This window comes from Actinoplanes sp. NPDC023801 (genome assembly GCF_040639655.1).
Taxonomy (GTDB): Bacteria; Actinomycetota; Actinomycetes; order Mycobacteriales; family Micromonosporaceae; genus Actinoplanes.
The window spans coordinates 573,728-588,007 of sequence record NZ_JBFAAI010000002.1 but is presented as its reverse complement, the minus strand read 5'-3'; the positions used below and the strand labels follow the sequence as shown (position 1 = coordinate 588,007).

General features: G+C 70.6%; 9 protein-coding genes. 5 read left to right on the top strand and 4 right to left on the bottom strand.

Translation table 11 applies throughout. The features are described from left to right. Positions 1-66 precede the first annotated feature (66 nt). Complete coding sequence (locus tag AB0G04_RS07120; RefSeq protein WP_360977796.1) at positions 67-903, top strand: CPBP family intramembrane glutamic endopeptidase; 837 nt, start codon at positions 67-69, stop codon at positions 901-903. A 16-nt stretch (positions 904-919) separates the two neighbouring features. Continuing rightward, positions 920-1,276, top strand: a complete 357-nt coding sequence (locus AB0G04_RS07115) for a VOC family protein (protein ID WP_360977793.1) — start codon at positions 920-922, stop codon at positions 1,274-1,276. Between the two features lie 51 nt (positions 1,277-1,327). Here AB0G04_RS07115 and AB0G04_RS07110 read toward each other — a convergent pair whose 3' ends face one another. The 4 genes from AB0G04_RS07110 to AB0G04_RS07095 all read right to left on the bottom strand — a co-directional run bounded on the left by AB0G04_RS07110 (position 1,328) and on the right by AB0G04_RS07095 (position 11,822). Then, entirely contained in the window at positions 1,328-2,812 is a 1,485-nt protein-coding gene (locus tag AB0G04_RS07110; RefSeq protein WP_360977790.1) for a hypothetical protein, read from the bottom strand. 62 nt (positions 2,813-2,874) lie between these two features. After that, positions 2,875-5,928, bottom strand: coding sequence for an RICIN domain-containing protein (locus AB0G04_RS07105; RefSeq protein WP_360977787.1), 3,054 nt, complete (start codon positions 5,926-5,928; stop codon positions 2,875-2,877). A 220-nt stretch (positions 5,929-6,148) separates the two neighbouring features. Next, positions 6,149-10,963: a family 43 glycosylhydrolase gene (locus tag AB0G04_RS07100; RefSeq protein WP_360977784.1), complete on the bottom strand. Its 4,815-nt coding sequence runs from the start codon at positions 10,961-10,963 to the stop codon at positions 6,149-6,151. 193 nt (positions 10,964-11,156) lie between these two features. Then, positions 11,157-11,822 carry a hypothetical protein gene (locus AB0G04_RS07095; RefSeq protein ID WP_360977781.1) on the bottom strand — a complete coding sequence of 222 codons (666 nt, stop codon included), beginning with the start codon at positions 11,820-11,822 and terminating at the stop codon, positions 11,157-11,159. A gap of 129 nt (positions 11,823-11,951) precedes the next feature. On the opposite strand from AB0G04_RS07095, the gene AB0G04_RS07090 reads away from it, so the two are divergent. The 3 genes from AB0G04_RS07090 (at position 11,952) to AB0G04_RS07080 (ending at position 14,246) form a co-directional block, all read left to right on the top strand. Next, positions 11,952-12,587, top strand: a complete 636-nt coding sequence (locus AB0G04_RS07090; protein WP_360977778.1) for a TetR/AcrR family transcriptional regulator — start codon at positions 11,952-11,954, stop codon at positions 12,585-12,587. 22 nt (positions 12,588-12,609) lie between these two features. Then, positions 12,610-12,942, top strand: coding sequence for a DoxX family protein (locus AB0G04_RS07085; RefSeq protein WP_360977775.1), 333 nt, complete (start codon positions 12,610-12,612; stop codon positions 12,940-12,942). Between the two features lie 68 nt (positions 12,943-13,010). Next, positions 13,011-14,246, top strand: coding sequence for an endonuclease/exonuclease/phosphatase family protein (locus AB0G04_RS07080; RefSeq protein WP_360977772.1), 1,236 nt, complete (start codon positions 13,011-13,013; stop codon positions 14,244-14,246). Positions 14,247-14,280 lie beyond the last annotated feature (34 nt).

The window sequence follows — 14,280 nt, the reverse complement described above, 5'->3', positions numbered from 1 at the left end:
AACCGGCTGGTTGCTGACCCGCCCCGCCGTTGAGGCCGGAGCCGTCATAGATCATCATGGTGCCTCATGGCGGACCGCACCACGATCTACTCCTATGCACTGATCGTGATCATCTACGGTTTCCTGCTGGTGAACACAGGATATCTGCTTCGGCGTGGCGAGCAGGCCCTGGTCGCGCTGCTGAGCCGGCCGGGCGGCCGGGCCGCCTTCTACCGCAACGGCATCGTCAACCTCGTACTGCTCGGCGGGCTGGCGGCCGCCGCCGTCGCCCTGCATCCCCGGCTGACCTTCGCCGGAACCGGCCTGGCATGGCCGCGAGGCGGCTTCACCGACTGGTTCTTCAGCGGGCTCGTCGTGTTCATGCTGGTGGTTCTCTACCGGAAGGCCCGTGCCGGAGGGCAGTTGCTGCCGACGACTCTGGCGATGCTGCCTCGCACGGGGCGGGAGCGGTGGCTGGCCGGGGGAGCGGCGGTCGCCTTCGGGGCCGGCGAGGAGATCCTGTACCGCGGGCTGCTCCTGGCCGTCGGGACCGAGGTGCTGGGCCTGCCGATGTTCGTGGCGGCGATCGCCGCCTGGGTGTTGTTCGTGGCGGCACACGCCTATCAGCAGTGGCAGGCGCTGTTCACCGTCGGATACCTCGGCGCTCTCTTCACCGTCCTCTACCTGGAGTCGGGGAGTCTGCTGCTCCCGATCGTCCTGCACGTGCTCTGGGATCTCGTCGTCCTGCTCCTGATCCGTCCGACCGGCTCGGGGACCGTGCCCGTTCCGGAGCCGCTGCTCGTTACCCTTCCCGAGCCCGACCCGGAATCCGCATCCGTGGCCGAGGCGCTACCGCAGACGGGTGGCGGCATGCCGAAGCTGCGCAGAATGGTTCCGGAACCGGACGCGGATCGTCCGGAATAGTTCCTAGCATCGCGGTATGGCTATCGCACGTTTCCCCACCATCGTTCTCGACTGCCCCGACCCGGCCGTGCTCGCGAAGTTCTACAGCGAGATGCTCGACTGGAAGGTCGACGCCTCCGAGGACTGGATCGACCTCCGTGCCGACAACGGGCAGTGCCTCTCGTTCCAGAAGGTGGAAGGCTACCGGCCGCCGGTCTGGCCCGGCCAGGACGTGCCGCAGCAGATGCACCTGGACGTGGTCGTCGACGACCTCGACACGGCGGAGGCCGCGGTGCTCGCGCTGGGGGCGACCAAGCACGCCGAGCAGCCGGGTACCACGTTCCGGGTCTTCCTCGACCCGGCCGGGCACCCGTTCTGCCTCTGCCTGAGCTGACCCGCCCACCCGGACGCCCTGCGCGGGGCCCGCCGCAAGAGGGCTGACCCGTCAGCGTTGGAGCTGCGCCTTGGCCACGTTCAGGAGCACCAGGACGGCGGCGCGGCCCGCGGCGGCACCGCTGCCCCGCCACAGCTTGGGCGCCGCCGTCACCAGGAGCATCCCGAACAGGAACGGCACCGCGCCGAAGAACAGATAGCCGGCGAGCGGGCCATCGGTGATCCCGATCCACAGCAGCCAGCCGAAGGCCCCGAGCAGCCCGGCACCGAGCACCAGCGTCACGACGGCCGCCGCCCGGGTGAGGACGGACGGCCGCCCGAGCCGTTCCACGACCTTGCCCGGCCGCTGGGAGCGCCCGGCCGGCGCGGGTCCGGGCACGGGCGGCGGAGGAAGAGGCGCGGGGGTCGACGCGGGCGGCGGAGGAAGAGGCGCGGGGGCGGACGCGGTGACCGGCACAGCGGTGGGCGGCACGGTCCACGGTAGGGGCGTACCGCGCCGGGCCGCTCGCCACAGCCGTACGGCGGCCACCGGGAGCAGCGTGATCGCCATGAACAGGACCAGATAGGTGAGGAAGACGGCCCGCTCCTTGCTGACCGTGACCCCCTCGGCCCGCATCATCGCCGGCAGCACCGCATTGGTGTGCACGTAGGAGAGCTGGATGGCGAGCGCGACCCACCCGGGCGTCAGCACCACGACGATGGTGGCAGCCCCACGCCACCATCGCGGCAGGAACGGGATCGCGCACACCAGGGCGGCCGGCAGGAGCAGCGCCACCGGCCACAGCAGCGCCGGGCCGCCGATCTCGAACGGTGAGTAGCCGACCCGCTCGACCGCGTTGTTCCGGATCACCCAGAACGTGCTCAGGTCGGGTGTGGCCGGGACCGCCGCCAAGGCCGCGGCGACGGCGACGGCGCCGGTCACCAGCAGGGCGTACCGATCGGCGACGATCAGGGCGGCGACCAGCAGCAGCAGGAACGTCCCGATGAAGCCGAGGAGCCAGCCACCGCCGGCCATCCAGGTGTCCCCGGGCACGCTGAGTTCCCCGGTGGGCTTCGCGGCGGGCAGGGTGCGCGCCATGTGCAGAGCGTCGAGCTGGTCGATCCGGGCGTAGAGCATGAGCAGCAGGCCCATCAGCAGGGAGCCGGCGACCAGGGCCGGCACCCCGAGCACGATCCGCAAGGTGTGCCGCCGGGGAAGGAGGGCCAGGGTGAGGATGGCCAGCAGTCCCGCGCCGAGCGAGTAGGCCAGCCAGTAGACGGGCGAGCCGGTGCCGTGCACCTCGAACAGTGTGATCTCGTCGTTGTCGCCGGTCTGCAGGAACTCGACCTGACCGCCGAGCGCCACCATCCCGATGCCGATCAGGGCAAAGGTCCACAGTCCACCGGCCCGCCGCCGGACTCCGGCCACCGCGGCCGGGCCACGGCTGCGATGCAGGAGTGCCAATCCGGCGGTCAGCCCGAGCGGGGCGACGATCATCGCCACCATCCAGACGGTCACGGCGGTGGCCTCCGCGGCGGTGGGGGCGATCTCCGGCATGGGGGACGATCGTAGAGGTATCCGGGTGCGGGCACCGTCCCCGAGTCGGCGCCCGCCCCGAGTCAGCGTTTGCGGGTCAGCGTGACCTCATAGGACTCCCGGGCGGTGCCGTCCTCGCTGGTGGCGGCCACGGTCCGGGTACGGCCGGAACCGGTCACCTCGATCGTGGCGTACGGGTCGGTGGTCACGGCCGTCACCCGGGCACAGGACGGGTCGTCGACGGCGACCCGCCAGGACGCGACCGCCGGGTCGAACGACCTGATCGGCACCCCCTCGACCAGGATCGACGTGATCGACGCGTCGGTGCCACGACCGGGTGCCTTCGCGTACACCTGAAGCTCGGCGACGGTCAGATAGCCGTCCGGCGCAGGGGTGAGCTGGAGGCAGACCTGGCTCGCGCCCGCGGGGAGCGGGATGTCGGCGACCGGTGAGGTGACCGCGACCGGTGACCCGGTGACCTGGCAGCCGGACGCCGAAGGCGTGCCGGCCCGGACACTCGCGGCGATGCCGCCGCCGGACGAGTTGTCGGGGTAGAAGTGCAGCACGGCCCGGCTCGCTGACGCGCCGGCCGGCAGGGTGGCGGTGAGCGCCTCGACCGGGTTGCGGCCGGACGGTTTCCAGTTGGACCACGCCTTGTCGGTGAGGTTGCCGTTGGTGAGGCCGGCCGTCGAGTAGCCGCCCTCGGTGAACGACGCGGTCACCGCGACCCCGTCGACGAGACCTTCGGACGGTTGGGTGACCTGCACCCGGACCGTGGCGGGCAGGGTCTGTCCGGGCACCACGGTGGCGGTTCCGGTCACCGTGGTGGTGCCGGCGGCCGGGAACGACGCGCTCGCCCAGGTCACCGGGACGGTCGCGGTCCCGCCGTGGCGGCCGGTGGCGGTCACCGTCGCCGGCAGTGATGCCGGTCCGCCGGCGTAGGCCTTGGCGCGGGCCGGGGCCGTCGAGGTGAAGACGTCGACGGTCACCTTGGCGGTCGCCGCGACCTTCCTGCCGAGCGCGTCGGTGGCGGTGCCCTTGACCAGGACGGTGCCGGGCTTGCGCCATCTCGACGCCGCCGGGAGGGTCCAGGTCACCGGCAGGGCGCGGTTCTCACCGCTGGGCAGGACGGTGGTCACCGTCGCCGGGAGGGCGGGCGCGAGGCCGGGCACGGTGTGGGCCAGGGCGATCCTGGTACGGCCGACCGTCTCGTCCCGCAGCGCCCACCGCTGGTTCGCGGCCGACGTGGGCAGGTACGTGCCGACCGGGGAACCGTCGGCGGTGGCCTCCCCGTTGACGTCGAGCAGCCGCCGCGCCCCCACGCTGATCAGCGTGTACGTGCCGTCCCCGGTGGTGGAGAACCGCCACAGCGCCCCGTCGTCGACGGCTCCGGCGGTCTCGGCGACGGTCCGCCCGTCCCGGACGGCCAGCCGCTGTCCGGTGCCCGCGTTGATCACCTGGTAACGGTCGCCGGCTGCCGGCTGCACGGTCCACAGCTGGTCGGCCGCGGTGGCCGAGTCGGTACGGATGACGATGTCCTCACCGGACGGGGTGAGCGACCATCCGCTTGCGACACCGTGGAGCCGGTACGTGCGGTCGGCCCGCAGGTGGGTCGCGCCGGGGTCGGCGACCCGGCTGACCAGGAACGTCGTGACCGACTGGGCGGGCACGGTGAGGGTGGCCCGGCCGCCGCTGACCCGTACCGGTGTGCCGCGGACCAGCTTGCCGTCCGCGCTGGTGACGACCGGGGTGACGGTCGCGTTCCGGCCGATGGAGAACCGTGACAGGTCGAGGGTGACGGCTTCCCCGGCCGCGGCCGGGTTGGAGTGCACGACGGTCAGGCCGGTGCCGGAGACGGCGGCGACGCTGCGTGTGCCGTCCACCTTGACCATGTGGTCGCCGGGCTTGATGTAGTGGGTGAAGTTCCGGATCGTGTCGAACTTGGTGTTCGTCCGGATCGGGCAGGTGGCCAGGGTGTCGGTGGCCGTGCAGTCGAACGGGACGTGGATGGCGCCCCACTGCAGGTTGCCCTCGGCGACCATGTTCTTCGCGTCCTCGACCGGCTGCCACAGCACCCAGGCCGACGGCTCCAGCTCACGCAGGTCGTCGATGATCCGCTGGGCCATTCCCAGGCCCGAGTCCATGCTGGTGAAGTCCTTGCCCCAGCTGCCCTCGACCTCGCTCATCCAGAGCGGCTTCTGCTCGGCCTTGGCGATGTCGCGGACGCTGGTCCGGCGGCCGGTGCCGTAGGTGTGCACGTTGATCCGGTCGACGGCGTCCCGGGCGGCGGGCGTGTAGCCGTACCAGTTGGTGACGAGCGTGCCCGGGTTCGTCTCGTCGGGCGCCGCGATCGCCCGGTCGGGGGCGGCCCGGCGCAGCGCCTCGATCACCGCGGCCTGCAGCTCGGGTCCGGCGTGGGCGCCCTCCTGCCGGCCCCCGGTCGGCCGGCCGTCCGGCCCCAGGGTGGTACGCCAGTAGTTCGTGTTCGGCTCGTTGAGCGGCTCGATGGTGTCGACCGTGATCCCGTGCGTGCGTTCCAGATGCTCGGTGACGCGCAGCAGGTAGGTGGCGAAGTCGTCGAGAGTGTCGGTGCGGATCTGGTCGGTGTTCGGGTCGAAACCGCCGCTGACGTACCCGCTGACGGTCTGGAACCAGGGCGGCGAGTTGCTGAACGTCTCCCAGTGGTCGACGTCGGCCTTGATCCGGTCCAGCCACCAGCGCTGGTTCGGGTCGGCGTTCCAGTCCCAGTGCTCCGGGTCGTCCGGGTTCCACCAGTCCTTGTCCGCAGGCGTGTACGTGGCCGGCGCCTTCCACCAGCCCGGCGCGTCGCCGCCGGGCCGCAGATAGGGCTGCACGGTCGGCGCGTTGCCGCCGCCGATGTTGTAGCGGGCGATGTTGAGGTTGAGCCCGTCGGCGCCGTAGAGCAGGTCGGCGAGCCGGTTGCGGATCTCGTCGGGGTAGTTGCCGGTGGCGTGCGCGAGCCAGGCGAGGCTGGTGCCCCAGCCTTCCCACTCCGGTCCGCGGTAACTCGGGTCGATCGTAATCGTGGTGGTGGCAGCGGCGGCGGTGGCGGCCGCCGGTGCGGCAAGGGCCGAGGCAGCCAGCGCTGTGGCCGCGAGGAGCGCTCGAATCTTCATCGCAGTCCCTGCTCGAGAGGTCCGGCCAGAAGCCAGCGCTGTTTCGTGGTGGCTGATACAGCTCTGCTTTCTGGCCGAGGGGCGGTGGCCAGAAGCCAGCGCTGTTCCAGGTCGCTGATACAGCGCTGGGTTCTGGCGGGGTGGGATGTTTACGTAAACATTTGGCGATGTGGATGTCAATCGGAGCGGGCCGGGATGCACCCGGCCCGCTCCCACCGCGTCAGACGACGATGCCGCCGCCGTCCAGGTCGGTGTCGGTCACCTCATGGACGACCTTTCCGGTACGGGCCTGCCAGACCCTGATCGAGATGAGGTCCTTCCGGCCGTCGACAACCGTGATCAGCACCCGGTAACCGGACACGCCGTCGATCGTCGCGCTGCCGAGCAGCGACGCCACCGGCCCGCGGACCAGCAGCGGCGTCAGGTCCGCCGACTCGACGACACCCTTCGGCGTGCTGATCCACGCCTTCCCGATGCCCTTGCCGGAGCGGGCCGTGAACGCGAAGTCCGTCGTCCGGCTCCAGCCGCTGCCCGTCACGTGACCCGCCTTCGGCTGGTGGACGGCCGTGAACGGCAGCACCCCGGCGACCGAGGCCCCGTCGTCGTCGCGGACCGTGACCGACGGCCGGTGGAGACCCGCGGTCGTGTACCTGTGCTTCACCGTGCACACGCCGCCGGCGATCGTCCCGGCCGACGCCGACCCGTCACCCCACGTGGCCGTACAGCCGAGGATGTCGGCGCCCGCGTCGCGGACCGTGACCTTGCGGACCACCTCGGTGCCGACCGCGACCGGAGCGTCCGGAGCCGGGCGCCCGCCCGGAACCGTGACCACCGGAGCGGCGTTGATCACCGTGACCGTCGCCGCGTCGCTGCTGCTCCCGGCGGTCAGCGTGACCCGGTAGGAGCCGTTGTCGGCACAGGTCAGCGTGGTCGCGGCAGCGTGCGGGTCGGCGAAGGAACAGCCGGTGCCGTCCACCGTCCAGGCCGGCCGGTTCGCGTCGTTGGAGACCCTCCCGGCCAGGGCGATGGCGCTGCCCTCGGGCCCGCCGGTGTCCGGCCCGGCACCGGCGACCGTCACCGGCGCGATGCTCTCCAGCGTCGGCACGACCGGCTCGATCGCCCCGTCGGCGGCGAACTCGAGGCGGTCGATCGTGGTCTCGCGGTGCGTGCCGTCGCCGCCCGGGATCGCGAACCGGTGATAGGCGGTGTACCAGTCGTCGGAGCCGGGGACCTGGACCACCGAGTGGTGGCCGGTGCCGAGGATGCCCAGCGACGTGTCCTTCGACAGGATCACGCCGGCCCGGTCGCTCCACGGCCCGAGCGGGGACGAGCCGGTCGCGTACGCCACCCGGTAGTCGGCGCTGCGGGTGTCGTTCTCCGACCACATGAAGTAGTAGACGCCGTTCCGCTTGATGACGAAGCTGCCCTCGTTGTAGTTCGCGGGCCTGTACGTCTTCACCAGCGCGGGGTCGAACGACACCATGTCGTCGTTCAGCGGGACCTGGTACGAGTTGCCGTTGCCCCAGTACAGATACGACTTCCCGTCGTCGTCGGTGAACACCGCCGGGTCGATCATCTGACCGGCGTAGGTGCCGCCCGCGACGAGCGGCTTGCCGAGCGCGTCGGTGAACGGCCCGGTCGGCGAGTCGGCCACCGCCACACCCAGGTGCTTGGCCGTGTTGCCGCTGGCCAGGCCCCCGGAGAAGTAGAAGTAATACTTGCCGCCACGAGACGCGATCGCCGGTGCCCACGCGCTGTTGTCGGCCCAGCTCACGTCCGGCCCGAGGTCCAGGATCACCCCGTGGTCGGTCCAGTTGACGAGGTCCTTCGACGACCACGCCTTGAACTGGGTGCCCGACCAGCCGGCGAACCCGTCGGTGGTCGCGTGGATCCAGAACGTGTCGCCGAACACCGAGATGTTCGGGTCGGCGTTCAGTCCCGGGAGGATCGGCGACTTCATGACCAGCGCCTGGACGGTCCACTGCCGGGACGCCCCGCCGGGCGCCGTCACCGTGTAGGTCACCGGCTTCGTGAAGTCCTGAGGCGTGGCCGGGGTGATGGTGCTTCCCCGCGCCAGGGTGAAGGACGGCGCCAGCGACGTGACATCGGTTCCGGGTCTGACCGGCAACTTCACCGTCGACGTGGCGTCGTCGATCAGCGCCTCGGCCTTCAGCTCGGGAAGGGAAACCCCTCCGATCGATGTCGTACGCCCGGCGAGCTCCAGAATCTCCGCGGCGGACAGCGCCGTGTCGTAGATCCGGAAGTCGTCGACCTCACCGGCGTAGTACGGATCCGCGGCGTACAGCGAACGACCGACGTAGCCGCTGTAGTTCTTCGACGCGTCGTACAGGTCGGACGGTTTGACGGTCACCCCGGTCGCACCCGCGACCTTGGTGCCGTTGAGATACATGGCCGCGTTCGAACCGTCGATCGTGACGGCGAGATGCTGCCAGCTGCCGGCGGGCAGGGCGGCGCTGTGCGACAGTTGCGACTCCGCCTGCCACGACCCGGTCGTGATCGCCGAGAAGAGCACGTTGCTGCCGTTGCGCGGACCGGTGAACAGGTACTTGTTGCTGTCCGGGCCGAGACCGTAGATCCACTGGTTGACCGTCGAGGCGGTCCACTTGGCCCAGACCGAGACCGTCACCGCGCTCGCGCCCTTGAGCACGCCGTTCGGAATGGTGACATACGGCGAGCTCGTCCCGCCGGACATCTTGAACGAGCCGTCCTGGACGCCGGTGCCCCACGCCGGGGTGCGGACGTAGGTGCCGTTGAAGTCGTTGCCCGAGGTGTCCCGGGCGACCGTGCCGCTGGTCTCGTCGAACTGGTAGCGCAGCCGCAACCCGATCGACGGCGTGGGGGGCTCCTCGTACTTCGCGGAGATCCGGTCGTACTCGGCCTTGGTGACCGGCAGGATCGTGCCGTGGCGCGGGCGCGACGGCATCGTGTACGTCGGCTCGGGCGTCCACTTGCCCGAGTTCAGATCGGTCGTCGAGAACGGGACGTACCCGCGGCCGCCGTACTCGTCGATGTACAGATACCACTTGTCGTTGCCCTGTGAATCGGGGGTGTTCGACTTGAACACCAGCGGGCCCTCGCCCTGACTGAGCGCACCCTGGCCGATGCACTCGCCCTCGAAGTCCCAGTCGGTGCTCAGCAGGTCGGCCGACTTCTCCTGGATCAGGAACTTGCTGCACGGCGAAGTCGACGAGTTGTTCCGCTCGTCCTTGGTGATCCGGTGGTAGACGCCGTCGTGCTCGATCACCGTGGAGTCGATCACCGAGTAGCCGGGGTCCTTCCACACCCTCGGCTCGCTGAACGTGTGGAAGTCGCGCGTGGTCGCGTACATCATCTTGTTGTAGGTGTTGCCGGTGTGGTCCGGATCGTTTGCGGCGTAGAGCTTCGAGGCCCAGAAGACCACGTAGGCGCCCAGCTCCCGGGAGTAGAAAGCCTCCGGTGCCCAGGTGTTGCCGGCCGTGCCGGGGGAGACCTTGACGAGGCGCTGGTCGGTCCAGTTGACCAGGTCGGTCGACTCCCACACCATGATCGACTTACTGCCGGTGCGCTGCGAGGCGTCCCAGTCGCCGTTGCCGTGGATCTTCAGGTCGGTCGCGATCTGGTAGAACTTGTCGCCCTCCGGCGAACGGATGATGAACGGGTCGCGCAGGCCCTCGGTGCCGAGCGTCGAGGTCAGCACCGGGTTGCCGTTGTTGATCTCACGCCAGCTCAGCGCGTTGTTGCCGTTGCTGAGCGCGTTGTAGACCTGTTCGCCGTCCGGGTAGCCCTCACCGGTGAAATAGCTGAACAGGTAGCCCTCGTAGGGCTCCGGCTTCGGCAGGGCGGGCACCGTCGCGGTGAACTCGCGGGTCGCGGTGGCGGTGCCGTAGGTGACGGTCGCGGTGAGCGTGACCGATTCCGACGGCTGCCCGTGGGCGGGACGGTGCACCTCACCGGTGGCCGAGATGGTTGCCGGGTCACTGGAGACCCACGTCGCCGTCGCGGGCAGGGTCAGGTTCCCCCGTACGTCGTCAAGGTTGTCGATCTTCAACGCCTTGGCCGCGGCCTCCGCGCCGGCCGGGTCGTCCAGGGCGGCCTTGACGGTGACCGGGAAGGTCTTGGTGTCCTGCGAGGCGCCGCGGCGCAGCGTCGCGGTGAGCGTGGCGTGCGCGTCCGGCTCACCGGCGGCCGGCCGGAGGATCCTCCCGGCGTCGGTGATCACGTCACCGTCGCTGCTGCTCCAGGTGACCTTGGAGCCGTACGCGGCGGTCGCCGGCAGATGCAGATCAGCGGTGAGACCGCTCGTGTCGCCCAGGTCGAGCGCCGCCGCGTCGGCGGCGACCGACTCGGCGTTCGCGGGGGCGGCCAGCGTCTCCACCTCGGCCGGGTTCAGCGCCCGGTCGTAGACGCGGACGTCCCGCAGCCGGCCCTTGAGCAGCCGGTCGCCGCTGTAGGCCGACTTGCCGAAGTAGTTCGCGGTCGTCGTGCCGCCGCCGATCGCGCTGGGCAGGACGCTGATCGAGGTGTTGGTGGCCACCGCGACGCCGTCCTCGTACAGCGTGCCGGTCGTCCCGGTCTGCGTGTAGGTGACCGTCTTCCAGGCACCGCGCGCCAGGTTGTGGCCGTCGGCGGGGCGGGTGCTCTGCTCGCCGGTCCAGTTCACCAGCGAGATCGCGTTCCGGTACGCGTTGCCGGTCGCGAACAGGTAGCCGTTGCCGTACCCGGTGGTGGTGTCGGTGTTGCCGAAGCCGTAGAGGAAGTACGGCGTGGCCTGCGCCGGGTCGATCTTCACGTCGAACGAGACGCTGATCGAGTCCAGTGTCCTGAGGAGATCGTCCGGCGCCTTGATGTACGTGTCGCTGCCGTTGAGTTCCAGGCCCTGCGTACCGGACCAGCCTGCGGTGCCGGCCACGACACCGTCCCGGCCGTGGCCCGACGAGTCGGTGGCGACCGAGCCGCCCACCTCGTCGAGTTTGTACCAGAGGACCAGCCCGCCGGCGGCGGCCGCCGTGGTCGGCGCCGCGAGCACGCCGGTCATCACGGCCAGTGTGGTGAGGGGCGCTAACACGAATCGGGAACGGCGCCCGAAGCGCCTGCTCATCTGCATGTGTCTCCCTGCTGAGGACAGCCGTGCCCGTCGTCTCCGGTTGTCGGGCGGGTAACGGGGGTGTTGCCAGAGTGTTAGCGCTCACAGGAAAGGCGTCAAGACCTTGTCCTCCACTGTGGCCCGGCTATGCGGCGATCCCCGCCCACCGTCGCCACTGCCGGATCATGGGGCGCAGCTCCCGCTCCCGGGTGTCGGCCATCATCCGTACCCACATGCTCTGGTAGGTCAGGTCCATCGCCGGTGCCACCAGGTCCACCTCGAAGAGCATCCGGGTGGCCGAGGTGGCGTGACCCGCCATGGCCATCTCGCGGGCGCCCCGGACCGCCCGCGGGTCGCCCGGCCCGTCGAAGGGGAACGTCACGATCAGTGCGATCAGCTCGTAGTAGTCGCCGAACGCCAGCATCCCGGTGGCGGTGGTCAGGTAGCGCACGTGAGTGGCCTCGGTGACCGACGGCGGCTCGGCGCAGAGCACCCCGATAGCCTGCCGGCGCATCCGGTCGGCGTGCCGCAGCTGGGTGTCCCGCAGCTGCCGGCCGGCCGCGGTCGTGGTGAGACGGGTGGCGTCCGGGCGGTCCACCGAGCGTACCTGCAGCAGGTGCGGCTCGGCGAGATCGTCGAGCAGCACGGTGGCGATCCGGGCGATCTCGGCGTCGGCCGGGGCGAGCGCCGGGTTCAGCCGGGCCTCCCGGCCGGCGATCGCGACCTTCAGCTCGGTCAGTGCCTCGGCCCGGCCGTCCGGCCCCGCGCCGGTCAGCAGGGCTCGCAGGCTCCGGGGGGACCACAGCACCATTTACCTACGCTACCGCCCGAAGCGTCCTTATTTGAATCTCATCTATGTATCGGTGCCGGCGGCCGTGCCGGGCGCGCCCGACCCTATTCTCGAAGATCGGGAAGGTGTCATCTGGGAGAAGGCGGCCGAATGACCACGCGCGGGCGGCGGCGCGACGCCGAGGAGAACCGGGACCGCATCCTCCGGGCGGCGCGGGCCCTGCTCGCCCGGCAACCCGCCGCCAGCATGGACGACCTGGCCCAGGCCGCCGGTGTGGTTCGGCGCACGGTCTACGCCCACTTCCCGAACCGGGACGAGCTGCTGGCCGGGCTGGCCGGCAAGTGCTCCGCGGATCTGCTGGAGGCGCTCAGCCGTACCGACCGGGACGCTCTCGAGCCGGAGGTCGCCCTCGCCGACTTCGTGCTCACCCTGTGGACGGCCGGCGAGGAGTACCGCCTGCTGATCTCCCTGGCCGAGAGCAACCTCGGCATGGCCGGAATCCGGGAGCTGCTGCTGCCCGTCGCGGCGCAGAGCTACGCGCTGCTGGAGCGGGCCCGCGCGGGCGGCCGGTTCGCCACCCATCTGCCGCTGCCGGTGCTCGGTTCGGCCCTGCAGGCGATGACGCTGGCCATGATGCGGGCGGTCAACGACGAGCTGTGGACCGATGACGGCAGCCGCGCCGCGGTCGCGGTGCTGGTCGCCGCCGGTCTGCCGGCCGCCGCCGCCGAGGAGACGGTCCGATTGCGCTCACCGCGAGTCCGGTCACACGATGTTGCACACGGGTGAGCACGAAAACTAGCCTGCGGGTGTGAACACCGTGCTGGCCGGCATCGTCATCGTCTTCTTCGGCGTCCAGGGCATCGCCCGCCTCACCGCCGCGCCGGAGGAGCAACACGCTGCGGCGTACCACTTCGGGGTCTCGCTGTCGGAATACCGCACCTGCTCCGCGCTGCTGATCCTGGGCGGCCTCGGGATCGCGGCCGGACTCGCCGTGCCTCCGCTCGGCATCGCCTCCGCGGTCGTACTCGTCATCCTCATGACGGTCGTCGCCGGCCTGCGCCTGCTCTCCCAGGACAGCGCGCCCCGGGTCGCGCTGCCGATCGTCGCCGCCGTCCTGACCGCCGGAACCCTGGTGTGGTGAGAATTCCCGGTGGCGGATCGGTGAACGCCATTGCGCCGGCCCCGCACGGACGGGTAGTCACTTCAGAAATGAAGCGTCTTCTCGTCACCGCACTGCTCGGCGCGGCTCTCGTCGCCGTTCCGGCGCCCGCCCTCGCGGGCTCCTCCGAGGTGCGGTTCGCGACATACAACCTGTCCCTGAACCGGCCGTCCGAAGGTCTGCTCCGCGAGCACCTGGCCAACCCCGGCGTCGACGACGTCTACCGCCGCCAGGCACGCAACGTGGCCGAGGTGATCCAGCGAGCCGCACCCGACGTCGTACTGATCAACGAGTTCGACTACGACCCCGAGGCCGCCCGGCTCTTCGCCGAGAACTTCCTCGCCGTCTCCCAGAACGGCGCGCCCGCCCAGCGATACCGATACCGCTACGTCGCCCCGTCCAACACCGGCATCGCCTCCGGCTTCGACCTCAACAACAACGGCGTCGCCGACACCACGCCCGGCGACGGCTCGTACGGTGACGACTCGTACGGCTTCGGGCTCTTCCCCGGCCAGTACGGCATGGTCGTCTACTCCAAGTACCCGATCGACCACCGGTCGATCCGGACCTTCCAGCACTTCAAATGGAAGGACATGCCCGGCAACCTGCTCCCCGCCGACTTCTACTCGGCCGAGGAGCAGGCCGTGCTGCGCCTGTCGTCGAAGAGCCACTGGGACGTACCGATCAGGATCGGCAAGCGGACCGTGCACTTCCTCACCTCGCACCCGACGCCGCCCACCTTCGACGGCCCCGAGGACCGCAACGGGCGCCGCAACCACGACGAGATCCGCTTCTGGGCCGACTACATCACCCCCGGCCGTACGTCGTCCTACATCTACGACGACCGTGGACGTCGTGGCGGCCTGCGCCCCGGCTCGGACTTCGTGATCGCCGGCGACCAGAACGCCGACCCCAACGACGGCGACTCCACCAGCGACGCCATCGAGCAGCTGCTCGGCCACCCGCTGATCAACACCCGGGTCACCCCGGCCAGCGCCGGCGCCGCCGAGGCGGCCACCCTGCAGGGCGGAGCGAACCTCACCCACACCGGGAACCCGGCCCACGACACGGCCGACTTCTCCGACACGGCGCCCGGCAACCTGCGGGCCGACTACGTGCTGCCCCGCAAGGGCCTGAAGGTCCGTGGGGCCGGCGTGTTCTGGCCGGTCAAGGCAGATCCACTGTCGCGGCTGAGCGGTGTCTACGGGCCCGAGTGGGCGCCGGTCAACGGCTTCCCGACCTCCGACCACCGGCTGGTCTGGCTCGACCTGAAGCTGCGCCACTAGCCTTACGCCGCCCGGCACGCCCGCCGACGCTTCC

What these genes read in the sequence shown, in the direction of transcription:
- AB0G04_RS07090 (WP_360977778.1), top strand. Translation starts at nt 11,952, where the DNA reads ATGACCACGCGCGGGCGGCGGCGCGACGCCGAGGAGAACCGGGACCGC.
- AB0G04_RS07080 (WP_360977772.1), top strand. Translation starts at nt 13,011, where the DNA reads ATGAAGCGTCTTCTCGTCACCGCACTGCTCGGCGCGGCTCTCGTCGCC.
- AB0G04_RS07100 (WP_360977784.1), bottom strand. Translation starts at nt 10,963, where the DNA reads ATGACCGGCGTGCTCGCGGCGCCGACCACGGCGGCCGCCGCCGGCGGG.
- AB0G04_RS07105 (WP_360977787.1), bottom strand. Translation starts at nt 5,928, where the DNA reads ATGAAGATTCGAGCGCTCCTCGCGGCCACAGCGCTGGCTGCCTCGGCC.
- AB0G04_RS07115 (WP_360977793.1), top strand. Translation starts at nt 920, where the DNA reads ATGGCTATCGCACGTTTCCCCACCATCGTTCTCGACTGCCCCGACCCG.
- AB0G04_RS07120 (WP_360977796.1), top strand. Translation starts at nt 67, where the DNA reads ATGGCGGACCGCACCACGATCTACTCCTATGCACTGATCGTGATCATC.
- AB0G04_RS07110 (WP_360977790.1), bottom strand. Translation starts at nt 2,812, where the DNA reads ATGCCGGAGATCGCCCCCACCGCCGCGGAGGCCACCGCCGTGACCGTC.
- AB0G04_RS07095 (WP_360977781.1), bottom strand. Translation starts at nt 11,822, where the DNA reads ATGGTGCTGTGGTCCCCCCGGAGCCTGCGAGCCCTGCTGACCGGCGCG.